The sequence below is a fragment of the Leisingera coralii genome (assembly GCF_049056525.1).
Classification (GTDB): Bacteria; Pseudomonadota; Alphaproteobacteria; order Rhodobacterales; family Rhodobacteraceae; genus Leisingera; species Leisingera coralii.
On sequence record NZ_JBHUPT010000058.1, the window covers coordinates 16,884 to 34,601 of the forward strand.

General features: G+C 63.4%; 19 protein-coding genes. 18 read left to right on the forward strand and 1 reads right to left on the reverse strand.

The window, feature by feature from the left end; translation table 11 throughout:
* Window positions 1-186 precede the first annotated feature (186 nt).
* The 14 genes from ACFMBG_RS17405 (at window position 187) to ACFMBG_RS17470 (ending at window position 12,711) form a co-directional block, all read left to right on the forward strand.
* On the forward strand, window positions 187-366 hold the full coding sequence (locus ACFMBG_RS17405) for a Flp family type IVb pilin (RefSeq protein ID WP_421055968.1): 180 nt from the start codon (window positions 187-189) through the stop codon (window positions 364-366).
* Window positions 367-761: 395 nt separating this feature from the next.
* On the forward strand, window positions 762-941 hold the full coding sequence (locus ACFMBG_RS17410; RefSeq protein ID WP_421055968.1) for a Flp family type IVb pilin: 180 nt from the start codon (window positions 762-764) through the stop codon (window positions 939-941).
* Between the two features lie 82 nt (window positions 942-1,023).
* Window positions 1,024-1,200, forward strand: a complete 177-nt coding sequence (locus tag ACFMBG_RS17415; protein ID WP_421055969.1) for a hypothetical protein — start codon at window positions 1,024-1,026, stop codon at window positions 1,198-1,200.
* 148 nt (window positions 1,201-1,348) lie between these two features.
* On the forward strand, window positions 1,349-2,206 hold the full coding sequence (cpaB, locus tag ACFMBG_RS17420) for a Flp pilus assembly protein CpaB (RefSeq protein ID WP_421055970.1): 858 nt from the start codon (window positions 1,349-1,351) through the stop codon (window positions 2,204-2,206).
* A gap of 215 nt (window positions 2,207-2,421) precedes the next feature.
* On the forward strand, window positions 2,422-3,828 hold the full coding sequence (locus ACFMBG_RS17425) for a type II and III secretion system protein family protein (protein WP_421055971.1): 1,407 nt from the start codon (window positions 2,422-2,424) through the stop codon (window positions 3,826-3,828).
* Between the two features lie 15 nt (window positions 3,829-3,843).
* Window positions 3,844-4,473 (forward strand): OmpA family protein, encoded by a 630-nt coding sequence (locus tag ACFMBG_RS17430; protein ID WP_421055972.1) that lies wholly within the window; start codon window positions 3,844-3,846, stop codon window positions 4,471-4,473.
* 157 nt (window positions 4,474-4,630) lie between these two features.
* A complete protein-coding gene (locus ACFMBG_RS17435) occupies window positions 4,631-5,860 on the forward strand; it encodes a CpaE/TadZ family protein (RefSeq protein ID WP_421055973.1) in 1,230 nt (409 codons plus the stop codon).
* 24 nt (window positions 5,861-5,884) lie between these two features.
* Window positions 5,885-7,321, forward strand: a complete 1,437-nt coding sequence (locus ACFMBG_RS17440) for a TadA family conjugal transfer-associated ATPase (protein WP_421055974.1) — start codon at window positions 5,885-5,887, stop codon at window positions 7,319-7,321.
* Complete coding sequence (locus ACFMBG_RS17445) at window positions 7,321-8,289, forward strand: type II secretion system F family protein (protein WP_421055975.1); 969 nt, start codon at window positions 7,321-7,323, stop codon at window positions 8,287-8,289. Before ACFMBG_RS17440 ends, ACFMBG_RS17445 begins: the two co-directional genes overlap by 1 nt.
* Window positions 8,290-8,299: 10 nt before the next feature.
* The gene (locus tag ACFMBG_RS17450) at window positions 8,300-9,280 is read left to right on the forward strand and encodes a type II secretion system F family protein (RefSeq protein WP_421055976.1); all 981 of its coding nucleotides are present in this window, start codon (window positions 8,300-8,302) and stop codon (window positions 9,278-9,280) included.
* A gap of 2 nt (window positions 9,281-9,282) precedes the next feature.
* Complete coding sequence (locus tag ACFMBG_RS17455) at window positions 9,283-9,873, forward strand: tetratricopeptide repeat protein (protein WP_421055977.1); 591 nt, start codon at window positions 9,283-9,285, stop codon at window positions 9,871-9,873.
* Window positions 9,874-9,902: 29 nt separating this feature from the next.
* Window positions 9,903-10,751 carry a tetratricopeptide repeat protein gene (locus ACFMBG_RS17460; protein WP_421055978.1) on the forward strand — a complete coding sequence of 283 codons (849 nt, stop codon included), beginning with the start codon at window positions 9,903-9,905 and terminating at the stop codon, window positions 10,749-10,751.
* A 3-nt stretch (window positions 10,752-10,754) separates the two neighbouring features.
* Window positions 10,755-11,252, forward strand: a complete 498-nt coding sequence (locus ACFMBG_RS17465; RefSeq protein ID WP_421055979.1) for a prepilin peptidase — start codon at window positions 10,755-10,757, stop codon at window positions 11,250-11,252.
* Window positions 11,253-11,403: 151 nt separating this feature from the next.
* Entirely contained in the window at window positions 11,404-12,711 is a 1,308-nt protein-coding gene (locus ACFMBG_RS17470) for an ATPase (RefSeq protein WP_421055980.1), read from the forward strand.
* Window positions 12,712-12,754: 43 nt separating this feature from the next.
* On the opposite strand, the gene ACFMBG_RS17475 is transcribed toward ACFMBG_RS17470, so the two are convergent.
* On the reverse strand, window positions 12,755-13,525 hold the full coding sequence (locus tag ACFMBG_RS17475; protein ID WP_421055981.1) for a nuclear transport factor 2 family protein: 771 nt from the start codon (window positions 13,523-13,525) through the stop codon (window positions 12,755-12,757).
* A gap of 91 nt (window positions 13,526-13,616) precedes the next feature.
* Between ACFMBG_RS17475 and ACFMBG_RS17480 the strand changes: the two genes are divergently transcribed.
* The 4 genes from ACFMBG_RS17480 to ACFMBG_RS17495 all read left to right on the forward strand — a co-directional run bounded on the left by ACFMBG_RS17480 (window position 13,617) and on the right by ACFMBG_RS17495 (window position 17,630).
* Window positions 13,617-13,985 carry a winged helix-turn-helix transcriptional regulator gene (locus ACFMBG_RS17480; RefSeq protein WP_421055982.1) on the forward strand — a complete coding sequence of 123 codons (369 nt, stop codon included), beginning with the start codon at window positions 13,617-13,619 and terminating at the stop codon, window positions 13,983-13,985.
* 38 nt (window positions 13,986-14,023) lie between these two features.
* Complete coding sequence (locus tag ACFMBG_RS17485; protein WP_421055983.1) at window positions 14,024-16,453, forward strand: ligase-associated DNA damage response DEXH box helicase; 2,430 nt, start codon at window positions 14,024-14,026, stop codon at window positions 16,451-16,453.
* A 37-nt stretch (window positions 16,454-16,490) separates the two neighbouring features.
* Window positions 16,491-17,141, forward strand: coding sequence for a ligase-associated DNA damage response endonuclease PdeM (pdeM, locus tag ACFMBG_RS17490; protein ID WP_421055984.1), 651 nt, complete (start codon window positions 16,491-16,493; stop codon window positions 17,139-17,141).
* An 81-nt stretch (window positions 17,142-17,222) separates the two neighbouring features.
* Complete coding sequence (locus ACFMBG_RS17495; protein WP_421055985.1) at window positions 17,223-17,630, forward strand: PaaI family thioesterase; 408 nt, start codon at window positions 17,223-17,225, stop codon at window positions 17,628-17,630.
* The last annotated feature ends 88 nt before the right edge of the window (window positions 17,631-17,718 follow it).

Sequence of the window (17,718 nt, forward strand, 5' to 3'; positions counted from 1 at the left end):
GTGCCGAATTTCTTGCCGAAAAGTAAAATTAGGGCGGCAATTTCCGGCTTTCAGCCCAAATCCTGCCACGCTGGGCTGGCTATATAAGTTCATCCAAGCCGGACAGAGGTCAAGCAGGTGAGAGAGCGGACCCTGGCGAGATGGCGGGATAAAGCAAAATCTGAGATCCTTTGGAGGGACCAAGCCATGATCAAATTCTTCAAGAACTTCCGCAAAGACGAATCCGGCGCCGTGACCGTTGACTGGGTTGTTCTGACCGCAGCTGTTGCTGCCCTGGGCGGCGTTGTCTACACCGCCATCGAATCCGGCGCTTCGGACCTGACAAGCGCTACCGGCTCTTACCTGAGCACCCAAGCTCCGAGCTAATCACCTTCACCGGTCTAACGTGACCGCGTGGCAGGCCGCCCTTCCCGGGCGGCCTGTATTTTTGCAGCCGCCCCCAGTCAGCAAATAATGCAAATTGCCATGAGCGGCACAGGATGTAAGCGAATCCAGGTGCTTCGCTTTGTGGCGTGAGAGCGTCATACTCCTGTTGTGACGCCCCAAAAACCTCGCTGAATTCTTCAGTCAATTCTTGCGGCAAGCTTAACCGCCCGGTTTTCCGGCAATAGGGCAGAAAACTCAGGATTACGCCCCATTAACGCCCCATTCATAAAGCTTAATGACCTCATACCCCGGCGGGCAGGCCAGAAGGAGAGAGCTGGCCAGATCACCCGACGGGGCAGATACAGCATTTCAGTTTCCTTTGGAGGGACCAAGCCATGATCAAATTCTTCAAGAACTTCCGCAAAGACGAATCCGGCGCCGTGACCGTTGACTGGGTTGTGCTGACCGCAGCTGTGGCCGCTCTGGGCGGGGTTGTCTACACCGCCATCGAATCCGGCGCTTCGGACCTGACAAGCGCTACCGGCTCTTACCTGAGCACCCAGGCTCCGAGCTAATCGCTGCCTGTCTTCGGATGCGGCGCCGTGCATTCCGGTGCCGCTTCCGCCCCGGAACCGTTTTGGCAGCGAGGTTCAGACTGTGAAAAAGCTACGGTTATTAATCGCAAGCGACGACGGCGCGGTTACCGTCGATTGGGTTGTTCTTTGCGCTGCAATCGTCGGGATGGCCGCAATGATTGCGGCAGCAATGGAAGATGGCGCCCTGGGCGCGGCTGAAGCGATTGCCGTCTTCATGTCCAACTGGTCGTTCGGCTGACTCGGGCAGAAATGCCCGGTTCCGGCCCATCGCCTTCCAAGCGTCCACACTGATCCGGCAGAAGCCCGGAGTTCCCGTTGCAGTTCAAATATTCCGGAAGCCGGTTCCGTCCGCGGAGTTCCGGCTCCAATTGATGAGAGGTAACACAATGCGTGCAGTTTTCGGACTTGTGCTGATTGTCGGTGTCGCCCTCGCCGGCGGTGCCGTTTATATGGCAAAAAACTATATCTCGGCCTATCAGAATGAATTGGCGCGCGAGCGCGCCGCGCGTGCCGAGGCGGTGCCGACGGTGGACGTGTTCGTCGCCACCAAACCGCTGAAATACGGCGAACGCCTGTCAAAGGACGCGGTGCGCGCCGTGCGCTGGCCGGAGAACGCCATTCCCGAGGGTGCCTTTACCGCCATGGACGCATTGTTCCCGCCGGAAACCGGCGACAAGCCGCGGGTGGTGCTGCGCGCCATGGAAAGGGACGAGGCGGTCATGGCCATCAAAGTCACTGCCCCGGGCGAGGATGCCGGAATCACCTCGCGGCTGCAGCGCGGCATGCGCGCCTTCGCGATCAAGGTCGACGTGTCCTCCGGCGTCTCGGGTTTTCTGCGCCCCGGCGACAAGGTGGACGTCTACTGGACTGGCATGATGCCCGGCGCCAGTGGCTCGCGCGGGGAAGTCACCCGGCTGATCGAAACCAACGTGGAACTGGTGGCGGTGGACCAGAGCGCCGGCGGCGACATCAATGAGGCCATCATTGCCCGCACCGTCACCGTTGCCGCCAGGCCCGAGCAGGTGGCGGCCCTGGCCCAAGCCCAGACCACAGGACGGCTGTCTCTGGCCCTGGTGGGCGCGGGCGACGACACCATTGCCTCGGTGGTCGAGGTGGACCAGCGCACGCTGCTGGGATTGGGGGCTCTGGAGGCTCCGCAAGAGGTGGAAAAGGAAAAGGTCTGCACCATCCGCACCCGCCGCGGCGCCGAAGTTGTGGAAATCCCGATCCCTTGCACCAACTAAAAAACACCTTACGGCACAGGCCGTTAACAGGTTCAGCCGCCTCTTCCCAGCGAAGGGCGGCTGTGCCGCCTGTTGCGCATGCCCCACATGGGCGCCCCCTCAGGAAAGGCTGCGAAGCCTTTGATTCTTGCAATATTTCGGGATCTGCAGCACAGTGCCCGAAACAGCGGGCAAAAAGACCCGGATTTTGAGGCGTGATCGGAAAGGCAGGTCACATGGCAATTAGACGGTTCGTGGCGGCGGCCCTGATGGGTCTATCGCTTATTGGCATGCCGCAGGCGGATGGGGCTTCGGCGCAATCTTTGCGAGTGGTGAAAAAGGGCACGGCGGCGACGCTGGATGTGCCGATGAACCGCGCGGTGGTGGTGGAAAGCGAGATGCCTTTTGCCGAGCTCAGCATCGCCAACCCCAGCATTGCAGATATCTCCTCGCTGTCCGACAGCACCATTTATGTTCTGGGCAAATCGCCGGGCCTGACAACGCTGACACTGCTCGACGGCTCCGGCCGTCTGATCACAAATGTCGAGGTGCGGGTCGCGGCCGATGTCACCGAATTCAAGCAGCGCCTGCGCCAGATCCTGCCCAACGAGCAGATCGAAGTGCGCACCGCCAACGACGGCATCGTGCTGTCCGGCACCGTGTCCAGCTCGGCACGGCTGCAGCGGGCGCTGGACCTGGCTGAGCGCTATGCCCCGGAGCGGGTCAGCAACCTGATGTCGGTGGGCGGTGTGCAGCAGGTGATGCTCAAGGTCCGCTTTGCCGAAATGCAGCGCTCGGTCTCGAAATCGCTGAGCGCCTCGCTGGGCTTCAACGGCGGCACCGGCAACGGCCGCACCGGCGGCTACAACACCCTGAACACATCCGGTGCCCTGGCCAACTCGCTGGCGGGCAACATCCCGGCCGCCAATGAAAACACCGGCGCCTTCCTGTTCGGCTTCAACGCGGGCTCGGTCCAGGTCAGCCTGCTGCTGGAAGCGCTGGAGCAGAAGGGCGTTGTTCGCACCCTGGCCGAACCCAACCTCTCTGCCCTTTCGGGACAAGAGGCGAAATTCCTGGCCGGCGGCGAATACCCGGTTCCTGTGGCGCAGGAAGACGGCGTCATCACCATTGAATTCAAACCCTTCGGGATCGAGCTGAACTTCATCCCGCGAGTGGTCGACGGCGACCTTATCAATCTCGAACTAAACGCCGCTGTCTCCGCCATTGACCCGACCAACTCGCTGGAACTCAGCGGCCTGACCATCGACGCCTTCTCCCGCCGGGAGACCTCCACCACCGTGGAAATGCGCGACGGCGAAAGCTTTGCCATTGCCGGCCTGATCCGCGACGAGTTCCTTGACAACTCCTCGCAGCTGCCCTGGCTTGGCGACGTGCCGGTGCTGGGCGCGCTGTTCCGCAGCGCCGACTACCAGCGCGAGCAGACCGAGCTGGTGATCATCGTCAGCGCCCACCTGGTCACCCCGACTCGCGGCGAGGCACTGACTCTGCCCACTGACCGGGTGGCGCCGCCGAGCGAAAAGGATCTGTTCCTGTTCGGACGCACGTCCCGTGACCGGGCCGGGCCCGCCGCCGAGGTGGCCAAGCAGGACTTCAACGGCTCTTACGGCTACGTGCTGGATTGATAGGGAGTGGCACAGATGATCAGAACCGCTGCAATTCTCGGCCTTCTCCTGACCGCAGCCGCCTGCGAGCGGGAAGCCGGGCGCGAGCTGAACCGCAGGGGAGCCTTTGGCGAGGCCACCCTCAACAACGCGGCGGTGATGAGCGGCGAGCGCAGCTTTGCCATCCAGCTGGCCAGCCGGTTCGCCAAGGAAGTGCCCACCACCATTAACTTCGACTTTGACAGCGCCCGGCTGGACGAAACCGCGCGCGCGGTGCTGGACCAGCAGGCGCATTGGATCAAGCAGTTCCCCGAGGTGCGCTTCCGCGTCTTCGGCCACACCGATGCGGTGGGCAGCAACGCCTACAACCGCGCGCTTGGCCTGCGCCGGGCCCGGGCCGCGGTGAATTACCTGGTTTCCCGCGGCATCAGCCGCAGCCGTCTGGAAGCGGTGATCTCGCACGGCGAGACCCAGCCGCTGATTCCGACGCCGGAGCGCGAGCGCCGCAACCGCCGCACCGTGACCGAGGTGAGCGGCTTCCTCAAGCGCCACCCGACGGTGCTGGACGGCAAATATGCCCAGATCATCTACCGCGAGTATCTGGAAAGCGCGATTCCGGGCACCACCCTCACCCAGCAGAAGTCTCTGGAGCGCACGCTGCAATAAGCTGTAGCGCGTCGCCGGGACGGTTACGAAGTAGTAACAATTCCCCAGATTTGGGGATTTTTGGCCCCAATATCGCCTAGATTGCCACCGACATTGTTTCCAAGAGGCGGACTGTGCCCATGGCCCGGTTCCGCCCATGTGAACAAGGATGATGGCGATGAGCAGCGGTATGCCGCAAACAGAGACACCTGCAATTGTTGCCTGCACGATCAGCCGCGATGTGCAGAACTTCGACCTCCTGATCGAAGACATGGAAGCTTCATTGGGAGAGGCCTGGGGCGACCTGGGCTTTACCGAGGCGCTGGCCTTCTTCGGTCAGACCGAGGCGGAGCCGCTGCAGTTCGTCGCTCTGGCCATCGACAGCGCCGACGAGGGGGATCTGCCGCTGATGGGCGAGATCATCACCCAGGCCAAGGCCCGCGGCATCAAGGTGATTCTGATTGCCGAGGACGTGACCCCGGCCGCGCTGCACACGCTGCTGCGCCAGGGTGCGGATGAGTTTGTCCCCTACCCGCTGCCCGAGCAGGAACTGCAGGCGGCCATCGAACGGCTGCAGGCGCCGCCCCCGGCAGTGGAGCAGAATCCGCACCAGCTGCAATCCGGCAGCCAGCGCGAAGGCGCGGTGATCGTCTGCCACGGGCTGGCCGGCGGCACCGGCTCGACCACCATGGCCGTGAACCTGGCCTGGGAGCTTGCCGCGCTCAGCGAGCGGGACGAGCCGAGCGTCTGCCTGCTGGATCTGGACCTGCAGCACGGCTCGGTCTCCACCTACCTGGACCTGCCCCGCCGCGAGGTTGTGATGGAAATGCTCAGCGAATCCGAGAGCATGGACGAGGACCTGTTCGGCCAGGCGCTTCTGCCGTTCCAGGAGAAGCTGCAGGTGCTGACCGCACCGTCGGAGCTGGTGCCGCTGGACCTGCTGTCGCCCGAGGACATCACCCGGGTGATCGAGATGGCGCGCAGCCACTTCGACTTTGTCGTGATCGACGTGCCGCACACGCTGGTGCAGTGGTCCGAGACCGTGCTGAGCATGGCCCATGTCTATTTTGCCCTGATCGAACTGGACATGCGCTCGGCTCAGAACGCGCTGCGCATGAAACGGGCGCTGCAGTCGGAGGACCTGCCCTTCGAAAAGCTGCGCTTTGCCCTGAACCGGGCGCCGAAATTCACCGATCTTGCCGGCAAAAGCCGGGTCAAGCGGATGGCCGAATCCCTGAGCATCTCGATCGACCTGCAACTGCCCGACGGCGGCAAGCAGGTGCTGCAGAGCTGCGACCACGGGCTGCCGCTCGCCATTTCGGCAGCGAAGAATCCCTTGCGCAAGGAAATCGCCAAGCTCGCGGCCTCGCTGCATGAGCTGGGCCGGAGTGAAGCAGAAGCCGCCTGAGCGGCCTGAATTGGGGGTGAGTTGATGTTTTCCAAGTACAAGAAGCAAGCTGCGAAGCCGGCCGCTCCGGCACCGGAACCGGTTGCAGCGCCAGCGGCCGCAGCAACGCCTGCCGCCAGCCTGCGCCGGCCAGTCCAGCGCAAGGCGGCTGAGGCGCAGCCGATGGACAAGGAGCGCAAGCGCAAGGAGCGTTTGGGCGAGATCAAGATCCAGCTGCACCGGGATCTTCTGGAAAACCTGAACCTGGCCGCTCTGGAACGCGCGGGCGAAGCGGAGCTTCGATCCGAAATTGCCACCATCGCCACCGAGATCCTGGCTGAGAAAAGCATCGTCCTGAACCGCGAGGACCGGCAGCAACTCAACAAGGAGCTGTATGACGAGGTCACAGGCCTGGGCCCCCTGGAGGCGCTGCTGCAGGACGAAACCGTCAGCGATATCCTCGTGAACGGCCCGCATCAGATCTTTGTCGAGCGCAGCGGCAAGCTGCAGCTCTCCGACATCACCTTCAAGGATGAGAAGCACCTGATGCGGATCATCGACAAGATCGTCTCCGCCGTGGGGCGCCGGGTCGATGAATCCAACCCCTATGTGGACGCCCGCCTGGCCGACGGCTCGCGCTTCAACGCGATGGTGCCGCCGATTGCGGTGGACGGCTCGCTGGTTTCGATCCGGAAGTTCAAAAAAGACAAGCTGGGCATCGACGATCTGGTGCAGTTTGGCGCCTTCACCGAGGAAATGGCTGCATATCTGCAAGCCGCAGTGTCGACCCGCCTGAACGTGATCGTTTCCGGCGGTACCGGTTCGGGCAAAACCACCACGCTGAACGCGCTGTCGTCCTTCATCGACAACGCCGAGCGCATCCTGACGATCGAGGATACCGCGGAACTGCAGCTGCAGCAGACCCATGTGGGCCGGATGGAAAGCCGCCCGCCCAACGTCGAAGGCAAGGGTGAGGTTTCCCCGCGCGACTGTCTGAAAAACGCGCTGCGGATGCGCCCCGACCGCATCATCGTCGGCGAGACCCGCGGCGAGGAAGTGATCGACATGCTGCAGGCGATGAACACCGGCCATGACGGCTCAATGACCACGATCCACGCCAACTCCGCCCGCGACGGCATCTCGCGTCTGGAAAACATGATCGCGATGGCCGGGATCGAAATGCCGATCAAGGCGGTGCGAAGCCAGATTGCGTCAGCTGTGAACCTGATCGTTCAGGCCTCCCGCCTGCAGGACGGCTCGCGCCGGATGACCTCGATCACCGAGATCACCGGCATGGAGGGCGACGTGATCTCGATGCAGGAAATCTTCCGCTTCCAGCGCGTCGGGCTGACGCCGGACAACAAGATCATCGGCCATTTCACCGCTACCGGCGTGCGCAGCCACTATTCCGAGCGCTTCCGCCTGTGGGGGTTCGACCTGCCGCCCTCGATCTATGAACCCACCGTGATGGAGAAGCGCTGATGGAACTGAGTGCCGAGCCGCTTATCTACGGCCTGATCTTCTTTGGCGTTCTGGCCCTGGTCGAAGGCCTGTACCTGTTCACCTTCGGCAAATCCATCAGCCTCAACAGCCGTGTCAACCGCCGGCTGGAGATGCTGGAGAAGGGCAGCAACCGCGAGCAGGTGCTGGAGCAGCTGCGCAAGGAGCTGGGTCAGCACGCAAGATCGCAGTCGATCCCGCTGTATTCCCTGCTGTCAGAACGGGCACAAAAGGCCGCCATTGCCTTTTCCCCCAAGCAGCTGATCCTGATCATGGCCGGCTTGGCAGCAATTGCCTTTGTCGGCCTCAGCATCGGCACCTCCGCCCCCCTGCCCGTCCGGGTTCTGGGGTCTGTCATCACCGGCGTCGGCGCGGTGTTCTTCTGGGTCAACAAGAAGGCCGCAAAGCGGATGGCGATGATCGAGGAGCAGCTGCCGGACGCGGTGGAGCTGATGGTGCGGTCCCTGCGCGTCGGGCATCCGTTTTCCTCTGCCGTGCAGATCGTTGCCAATGAGGTCGAGGACCCGCTGGCCACCGAATTCGGCATCATCGCCGACGAATGCGCCTATGGCCGCGATGTGGGCGAGGCGCTCAAGGAAATGGCCGAGCGGCTGGATATGCAGGACATGCGTTTCCTGGCTGTTGCGGTCACCATCCAGCAGCAGTCGGGCGGCAACCTGGCCGAAGTGCTGGCAGGCCTTGCCAAGGTGATCCGTGCCCGCTTCCGCCTGTTCCGCCGCGTGAAGGCGATCACAGCCGAGGCGCAATGGTCGGGCAAGTTCCTGTCGGGCTTCCCGCTGTTCTGCCTGGTCGGCATCCTGGTCAAGGACCCCAACTATTATGACAACGTGCTGGACCACCCCTGGTTCATCCCCGCCTGTTTCGCAGTGGGCGTGATGCTGACGGCAAACCTGTTTGTCATGCGCATGCTGACCAACATCAAAGTCTGAGGAGGCGGCCGTGGATTTTCTGACCGGTATTAACGACTACCTGACATCGCAGTTCGGCGAATTCGGCCCGCTCCTGGCGCTTGGCATTGCCGGCCTGTTCATGATCCTTCTGGCGGTTCCGCTGCTGCTGAACCAGCCCGAGGATCCGCTGAAGAAGCTGCAGAAGAACATCAAGCCGGAAACCCGCAACGACCCGAAGAAGGAGCGCCTGCGCCAGGCCAACCGCAACGAGCAGCTGCAGAAGTTCGCGGGTTTCCTGGAACCGCAGAACGCCGACGAGCTGTCGGCGATGGAGCTGAAGCTGCGCCAGGCAGGCTACCACTCCAAGGACTCGGTGCGCCTGTTCCACTTCGCCCAGTTTGCCCTCGGCCTGCTGGGGCTGCTGGCCGGGCTGTTCTTTGTCTACGTGCTGAAGGCCGACATCGACTATGACGGCCAGCAGATGGCGATCCGCATCATCGGGCCGGGCGCGGCCGGATACTTGCTTCCGAAATACTGGATCACCCGCCGCATCGAAGAGCGCAAGCAGAAGATCACCGAAGGTTTCCCCGATGCGCTGGACATGATGCTGGTCTGCGTCGAGGCCGGCCAGTCTCTGGATCAGGCAATTGTCCGAGTCGCCAAGGAGCTTCATGCCTCCTACCCTGATCTGGCCGAGGAATTCGAGGTCGTCGCCTACGAGATGAAGGCGGGCAAGGAAAAGGACAAGGTGCTGCGCGACATGGGCACCCGCTGCGGAGTGCAGGACGTCTCCTCCTTCGTGACCGTGATGATCCAGTCCGCCAGCTTCGGCACCTCGATCGCCGATGCCCTGCGTGTTTATGCAGGCGAAATGCGTGACAAACGCGTAATGCGCGCCGAAGAAGCCGCAAACAAGTTGCCCGTGAAGATGACCCTTGCCACAATGGGCCTGACGGTCCCGCCGCTGCTGATCATTCTGGTTGGCCCGTCGATACAGGGCATCATGAATATGGGCAACACAGGCAACTGAACATGACATCAAAAGGACGGGCTGCGCCTGCCCGCCTCTGCCGCGCTCTTGCCGCCGCCAGCGTCCTCGCGCTGGCGGCGGCATGCGCGCCAGGCGGTCTGAAACAGGACAAGGGCAGCCCCTGGACGCCGGGCGCCGATCACCGCAAGACCGCCGAGGACGGCTTGCTGGTCGGGCACCGGCTGATGGCCGCAGGCGAGCACGAGCTGGCATTGGAAGCCTTTACCCGCGCCGCGCTCGACCAGGGTCTGACGGCCGAAGTGCTGTCCGGCATGGGCTCGGCCAAGCTGGGCCTCAGGCGGCTGGGCCAGGCAGAGGAGCTCTTGCGCCATGCGGTGGATGCCGACCCGGCCTGGCCCGAGCCGATGAACAACCTGGGCGTCGTGCTTATGGAACAGGGCAAAACTGCCGAAGCCGTGCAGGTGTTCCAGCGGGCCTATGCGCTGGACAATGGCGAAAGTGACGCAATCCGCGATAATTTACGCTTGGCACTCGCCAAAATTGATAAACCCACGCATACTGAGTCTCAAAATCAAGATTATAATCTGGTGCGGCAGGGCGGAGGCAGCTACCTGATTCGCTCAGCACCATGACAGAAGCAGAGCAGTAAAAGGACGCACCAATGCGCCAGCAGTTTTTCCTATCCGCTTGTCTGGCAGGGGCGCTGGTCTTGTCGGCCTGCGCAGAGAAAGACGATGACACCGTGGAACGGGCCTTTCAGGAAGTGAATGTCATCGACGAGAGCAATCTCAACGATGTCATGCTGACCGTGGCCGACCCGAATGAGGCGGTGGTCCATTTCCAGCGGACACTGAAGAACAATCCGGACCGGATCGAGCTGCAACGTGGCCTGGCCTATTCGCTGATCCGTGCCAAGCGCACCACCGAGGGCACCACTGCCTGGAAAAAGGTGGTGTCGATGAAAGGTGCCAGCAGCGAGGACCGAGTGCAGCTGGCAGGCGCCTTGGTGCGCAGCGGCGAATGGGACGAGGCCAAGGCCATGCTGGACACCGTGCCGCCTACCCATGAGACCTATGAGCGCTACCGGCTCGAGGCCATTGTGGCCGATGCGGACAAGGACTGGAAACGCGCGGACAGCTTCTATGACATCGCCATCGGGCTGACCACCAAGCCGGCCAAGGTGATGAACAACTGGGGTTATTCCAAGCTGACCCGCGGTGATTTCGCCGGTGCCGAGCGTCTGTTTGGCGAGGCGATCCGCCAGGACCAGACCCTGTTCACCGCCAAGAACAACCTGGTGCTGGCCCGTGGCGCACAGCGCAATTACACCGTGCCGGTGATCCCGCTGGGCCAGACCGAACGCGCTTTGCTGCTGCACACGCTGGCGCTGTCTGCGGTCAAGCAGGGTGACGTTAAAGTCGGCGAGAACCTGCTGCGCGAAGCGATCGACACCCATCCGCAGCATTTCGAGGAAGCCTCGCGCTCGCTGGCGGCGCTGGAAAACGGCTGACCCATGCAGTTCACGGCCCACGCCGCCCAGTGGTTCCTGCCTTTCGTGCTGCCGCTGTGCTACACGGTGGCGCTGACCGACCTGCGCGGCATGCGCATTCCCAATTGGGCGGTTGATGTGCTGGCGGTAACCTATGTGGCCGTGGGAGTGCTGGTAATGCCATCTTGGGCAGATTACGGCTGGCACCTGCTGCATTTGCCGGTCGGGATCGGCTTGGGCTTCCTGTTCTACTCCGCTGGCGCCGTCGGCGCCGGCGATGCCAAGTTTGCCGGTGCCGCCGCACCCTTCTTCGCGCTTGGCGATTTGCGGCTCTTGATGATCATCTTTGCCGCCACCCTGCTGGCAGGCTTCACCGCCCACCGGATCGCCAAATACACCCCACTGCGCCAGCTGGCACCGCATTGGCAAAGCTGGGAAACCGGCAAGAGCTTTCCCATGGGGCTCTGCCTTGGCGGGACCTTGGCGATCTACCTGATCCTGGCCGCCCTGTTTGGCAGCTGAACCGGGCTGTTCCCTAAAACTGTCCCCGATTTCCCGCCGCCTCCGCGGAATTGCTGCACCCCTGCCCCGCTGTTGCCACAGTCCTGAATAGTCTGTTTCCAAGACAGCCCCGGATTGGGGCGCAAAGTGGATTTCAGGGACAGGCACCGCCATGAACATGCAGAACCTCGCCGTGATGGCCCCTCCCGCCCCCAAGGGGCTGGAGCAGATGCAGCTGCCGCTGGTGATGATGCGGGACATCCTGCTCAAGACCATCTTTCGCAAGAACGTGGAAACGGTGACCGAGATTGCCCAGGCGATCTGCCTGCCAGGCTCCGTCACCCAGGAGCTGGTGGACCTCGCCCGCGAGCAGAAGCTCTTGGAGGCGACCGGCACGCTGAACGCAAACAGCGGCAACGAGATGGGCTACCAGCTGACCGATGCGGGCAAGGCGCGGGCGCTGGATGCGCTCAGCCAGTCGGAATATTTCGGCGCCATGCCGGTGCCGCTGGCGGTCTACCGCGAGCAGGTCAAGCGCCAGTCGATCCGCAACATCCAGGTAACCCGCGACCAGCTGACCAATGCCATGGGGCATCTGGTGCTGCCCAACAGCCTGCTGGATCACCTCGGCCCCGCCGTCAGCGCCGGCCGCTCGATCCTGATGTACGGCCCGCCGGGCAACGGTAAATCCTCGATCTCCAACGGCATCCGCGATGCGCTGGGGGATCACGTCTATGTGCCGCGCGCCATCGAATACGCAGGCCAGGTGATCACTGTCTATGACCCGATCGTGCACACCGCGGTCGAGCAGGAGCCGGAAGACCCAAACGCCCTGCGCCGCCGCCGCCGCTTTGACGAGCGTTACGTGATGTGCGAGCGCCCCACCGTGATCACCGGCGGCGAACTGTCGCTGGACATGCTGGACCTGGTCTACAACCCGACCGCGCGCACCTATCAGGCGCCGCTGCAGCTGAAATCCACCGGCGGCATCTTCATCGTCGACGACCTTGGCCGCCAGGCGGAGCCGCCGCAGTCCCTGGTCAACCGCTGGATCGTGCCGCTGGAGGAAAGCAAGGATATCCTGGCACTGCAATCGGGCGAGAAATTCGAAGTGCCTTTCGATACGCTGGTGATCTTCTCCACCAACTTCCATCCGAATGAGATCTTCGACCAAGCGGCCCTGCGCCGGATCTTCTTCAAGATCAAGATCGACGGGCCGAACCAGGAAAACTTCCTCAAGATCTTTGCCATGGTGGCCCGCAAGAAGGGCATGCCGCTGGACGAGGCCGCGCTGGTGCATCTGCTGAAGAAGAAATACCCGACGATCAACAACATCTACGCCAACTACCAGCCGGTGTTCCTGATCGACCAGATGATCTCCATCTGCGAATTCGAGGGCATCCCCTACCAGATGTCGCCGGAGCTGATCGACCGCGCCTGGGCCAACATGTTCGTCAAGGACGAGCACATCGTGAAGTGATGCGAAAAGGGCGGGATCATTCCCGCCCTTCCGCTGACCGCAGTCAGAACTTGCCGTTCTCGTGTGCCATCTCTGCCGGGATGGGGCTGACGGTATCCCAGTGTTCTACAATTTTGCCGTCCTCGACCCGGAACAGGTCGAAGAACGCCATTGGCGTCGCGCCCAGGCTGCCCTCAGAGGCTGCAAAGACAAAGTTCCCCTCGGCCACAACAATCGGCGTGCTGGTATAGGCAAGCGCCTGACCTGTCTCCGCCAAGTGCTGCAGCATTCCGCCAAGGGCCTCCAGCCCGTCGCCGATATTCGGGTTGTGCTGCAGGTAGGTCTCTGTCGAGACATAGCTGGTGATGTTCTCCGGCGCCTTGCCGTGCAGCACGTCAGTCACAAAGCCCTGCACCAGCGCCTTATTTTCCGCGGTCTTGTCCAGGTCTGTGATCTCCGCCGTGCCGTCGGTCAATGTGCGGCCCGAGGCGTTCGGCGCGGCGGGCGGCTGCAGGTTGTCCCAGTGCTCGGCAACCTTCCCGTCCTCGACCCGGAACACGTCAAAGGCCACCAGCGTCTCCGCGCCAAAGGCCTGCGCGTTTTCATAGGTGCTGTGCAGCACCACCATGTCGCCTTCGGCAATCACCCGGTGCACATCCACCGTGATGCCGCTTTCCTCAAGCGCCGGAATGAAACCCAGAATGGGCGCCGCCCCGGTCGGGACCATCGGGTTGTGCTGGATATACCCCGGCGCCAGCAGCTGCTCCGCCGCCTCCGGGTCAAACGAGGTGAAGATCGCCGCTACGGCATTCAGAACGAGTTCCTTGGCACTCATCGGATGTCCTTTCGAATCGCGTTGTCGTGACACCCCAATGTGGTATTCCTTCTGCACCAGATATCAATTACGCACTATTTAGGAACCAGGTATGCTTCCAGTAACCGCCCTGACAAAAGAACAAGCTGAGGACTGCCCGATCCGGCAGGTCCTGTCACAGGTGACCGGCAAATGGCAGATGCTGATCGTTCTGGTGCTGGAGGACGGCGCGCTGCGGTTCGGCGCCCTGCGGCGCACCATCGGCGATGTGACCCAGCGGGTGCTGACCGAAAACCTGCGCAAGCTGGAGCGCGACGGCTATATCACCCGCAGCGTCGATCCCGGCCCGCCTGTGGCTGTTTCCTATGCGCTTACCCCCTTGGGGCAAGAACTGCTGGAACACATGAAAACCCTCACCATCTGGGCCGCCGGGCGGCATCAGCAGGTGCTGGACTCCCGCAGCGCCTATGACAGCAAATGACGTTGCAATGAGCTGCAAAGCCTCCCAGATTTCACAGGATGAGTGACACCGCCCCTGCCCTGCCTGAAGCGATTGAAAACTGGTTCGCCGCCCGCGGCTGGACCATCCACCCGCATCAGCACGCCATGCTGGCACGCGCGGCGGACCCGTGCACCCTGATGATCGCCCCCACCGGTGGCGGCAAAACAATGGCCGGCTTCCTGCCGACCCTGGCGGAACTGGCAGATGGCAGCCATGAGGGCCTGCACACGCTCTACATCTCCCCGCTCAAGGCGCTGGCCGCCGACATCAAGCGTAACCTGCGCACGCCGGTTGAGGAAATCGGCCTGCCCATCCGCATCGACGACCGCACCGGCGACACGCCCGCCTCCCGCAAAAAACGCCAGCGCGCCGACCCGCCGCACATTCTGCTGACAACACCCGAAAGCCTCGCCTTGCTCACCTCCTACGAGGACGCCGCGCGCACCTTCAAGGGCCTGAAACGGGTGGTCGTGGACGAGATCCACGCCCTCGCCGAAAGCAAGCGCGGCGACCAGCTGATGCTTGCGCTGGCCCGGTTGCAGACCCTCTGCCCGGATCTGCGCCGGGTAGGGCTCTCGGCCACTGTGGACGACCCGCAGGCCATCGCCAGCTACCTCGCCCGCCACCCGGACCCCTGCGATATCGTGCTGGCCGATCCCGGCCCGGCGCCGGACATCCGGATGCTGGAAACCGAAGAAGCCCCGCCCTGGGCGGGCGGCGGCGCGGCCTATGCCATCCCGGCGGTGATGGAGCAGATCAAGGCGCACAGGACCACGCTGATCTTCCACAACACCCGCGCCCAGGCAGAGATCTTCTTTCACAACCTCTGGCTCGCCAATGACGACGCCCTGCCCATCGGCATCCACCACGGCTCGCTCGACCGGGTCCAGCGCGAGCGGGTCGAGGCGGCAATGGTCCGGGGCGAACTGCGCGCCATCGTCTGCACCGGCTCCTTGGACCTCGGCATCGACTGGGGCGATGTGGACCTGGTGATCCAGATCGGAGCGCCCAAGAACGTGAAACGCCTGGTGCAGCGCATCGGCCGCGCCAACCACCGCTACAACGCGCCGTCCAAGGCGCTGCTGGTGCCCGCCAACCGGTTCGAGGTGGTCGAATGCCGCGCCGCGCTGGAGGCCGTGCGTACAGGCGACCTGGATGGCGAGCCGCGCGGTGCAGGCCCCCGCGACGTGCTCTGCCAGCACATCCTAATCGCCGCCTGCGCAGGTCCTTTTGAGGCTGATGACCTCTATGCCGAGATGACCCAGGCCGGTGCCTACGCCGCCCTCAGCCGCGCCGCATTCGATGCCTGCCTCGATTTCTGCGCCAGCGGCGGCTACGCGCTGAAGGCCTACGACCAATGGCAGCGCCTGCTGCAACGCCCGGACGGCAGATGGCAGCTTCGCGACCCGCGCGCCGCCGCCCGCATCCGCATGAACCTCGGCACGATCCAGGACACCGACCTGGTGAAGGTCCGCCTGAAACGCAGCCGCGGCGGCAAGCCGCTGGGCGAGATCGAGGAGGCCTTTGCCGCTACCCTCACCCCCGGCGATACCTTCCTGATCGGCGGCCAGACCGTCCGTTACGAAGGCCTGCGGGAAATGACCGTCGAGGTCAGCCGCAACCCGGGGAGAAAACCCAAGATCGCCGTGTTCTCCGGCACCAAATTCGCCACTTCCACCCAGCTCAGCTCCCGCATCCTCGCGATGTTCAAACAGGCCAGCTGGCCCAACCTGCCGCGCCACACCGCCGATTGGCTGGAGCTTCAGCGCGAGGTCTCCGAGCTGCCCCGCGCGGGTTCCCTGCTGATCGAAAGCTTCCCCCATGACGGGCGCCAGCACGCTTGTGTTTACGGCTTCGCAGGCCGCAATGCCCAGCAGACCCTTGGCCTCCTGCTGACCAAACGGATGGAGGAACTCGGCCTCGATCCCCTCGGCTTTGTTGCCACCGATTACGCGACGCTGATCTGGGGGCTGGAGGAGCTCACAGACCCGGCGCCGCTGTTCGACATCCATGCCCTGCGCGACGGGCTGGAGGGCTGGCTGGCCGGCAATGCGGTGATGAAGCGCGCTTTCCGCGGTGCCGCCACAATCGCCGGGCTGATCGAGCGCAACACGCCGGGGCAGCGCAAGAACGGTCGGCAGGCGACATTCTCCTCCGACATCCTCTATGACACACTCCGCAAGTATGATCCGGACCACCTGCTGATGGATATCACCCGCGAGGAGGCCCTGCGCGGGCTGGTGGATTTCGGGCGGATCGAGGAGATGATGACACGGATAGACGGCCGTATCACCCTCAGGCGGCTGGACCGCATCTCTCCCCTCGCTGCACCGCTGCTGCTGGAAGTTGGCAAGGTCCCGGTCAAAGGCGCCGCCGAGGAAAAGCTGCTTCAGCGGGAAACGGAAGCCCTGATGCGGCAATCCGGGCTCAGCGGACTGCCGCAATAACTCTTGCCAACGCTGCTGGTCCGGCTAGGAACGCATCATGAACGGTTTCGATTTCACTCTGGCGGGCGCCCGCCTCACCGCTCTTGGCTCCGGGGCTCTCTGGTGGCAGGACCAGCGCACCCTGTGCGTCTCGGACCTGCATCTGGGCAAAGCCGAACGCCACGCGCGGCGCGGCGGCAGCGCCCTGCCGCCATATGAGACGCGGGACACGCTGGACCGGCTCGAAGCCGCCCTGGACGCGACCTGCGCTGAAACGCTCATCTGCCTCGGCGACAGTTTCGACGATGACGCAGCCTGCCGCGCGCTCCCCGGAGCAGAGCAGACCCGGATCGCCCGCCTGATGCAAAACCGCCGATGGATTTGGATCGAGGGAAACCACGACCCTGCCCCGCCGGTCCTTGGCGGCGAGCACCGGGCGGAGCTGACACTGGGTCCCCTTACCTTCCGCCATATTGCCGATCCGCAGGAAAGCGCCGAAATCTCCGGCCACTACCACCCCAAGGCGCGGATCCGCGGCACCTCCCGCCCCTGCTTTCTCCTCGACCGGGACCGCCTGATCCTGCCTGCCTTTGGCACCTATACCGGGGGCCTGCGCAGCAGCGATTCTGCCTTTGCCCGCCTCATGGCCCAGGATGCCCTGGCCATCCTCACCGGGCCAAAACCGCTGCCGGTGCCGATGCCGCGCTGACCAGGTAAGTGGCGCAGCGTCATCTGCGCAAGCTGCCGGCGCTGCTCTATGCTGCGTGCAGACCAGCAGAAGGATCCCGCAATGGAAGACCGCATCCGCAGCAGTTTCGGCAAGCAAAGCATGATGCAGACCCTCGGCGCCGAAGTCGAAAGAGTGGCGCCAGGTGAAGTAGTGATCTCCGCCCCCATCCTGCCCGGCAGCCGCCAGCAGCATGATGTGGCCCATGCCGCCCTCAGCTTTGCCATCGGCGACACGGCCGCGGGTTATGCGGCGCTCACGAGGATGCCTGAAGACTGCGAAGTGATGACGGCAGAGATGAAGATCAACCTGCTGGCCCCCGGCGCCGGAGAGATCCTGCGCGCCACCGGCAAGGTCATCAAACCAGGCCGCCGCCTGGTCATCGTAACGGCAGAGGTACACGCTGTGACAGGACATGAGGAAAAGCTGGTCGCAATCCTGCAAGGCACCATGGTGCCGGTCTCTTCCTGAACCGTTCTCTCATCTTTCCAAAAGGGCTCCGCCCGTTCGCGGGGGAAACGCTCCACTGGAGCGTTTCCAGGAACCCCGCTCACCCCGC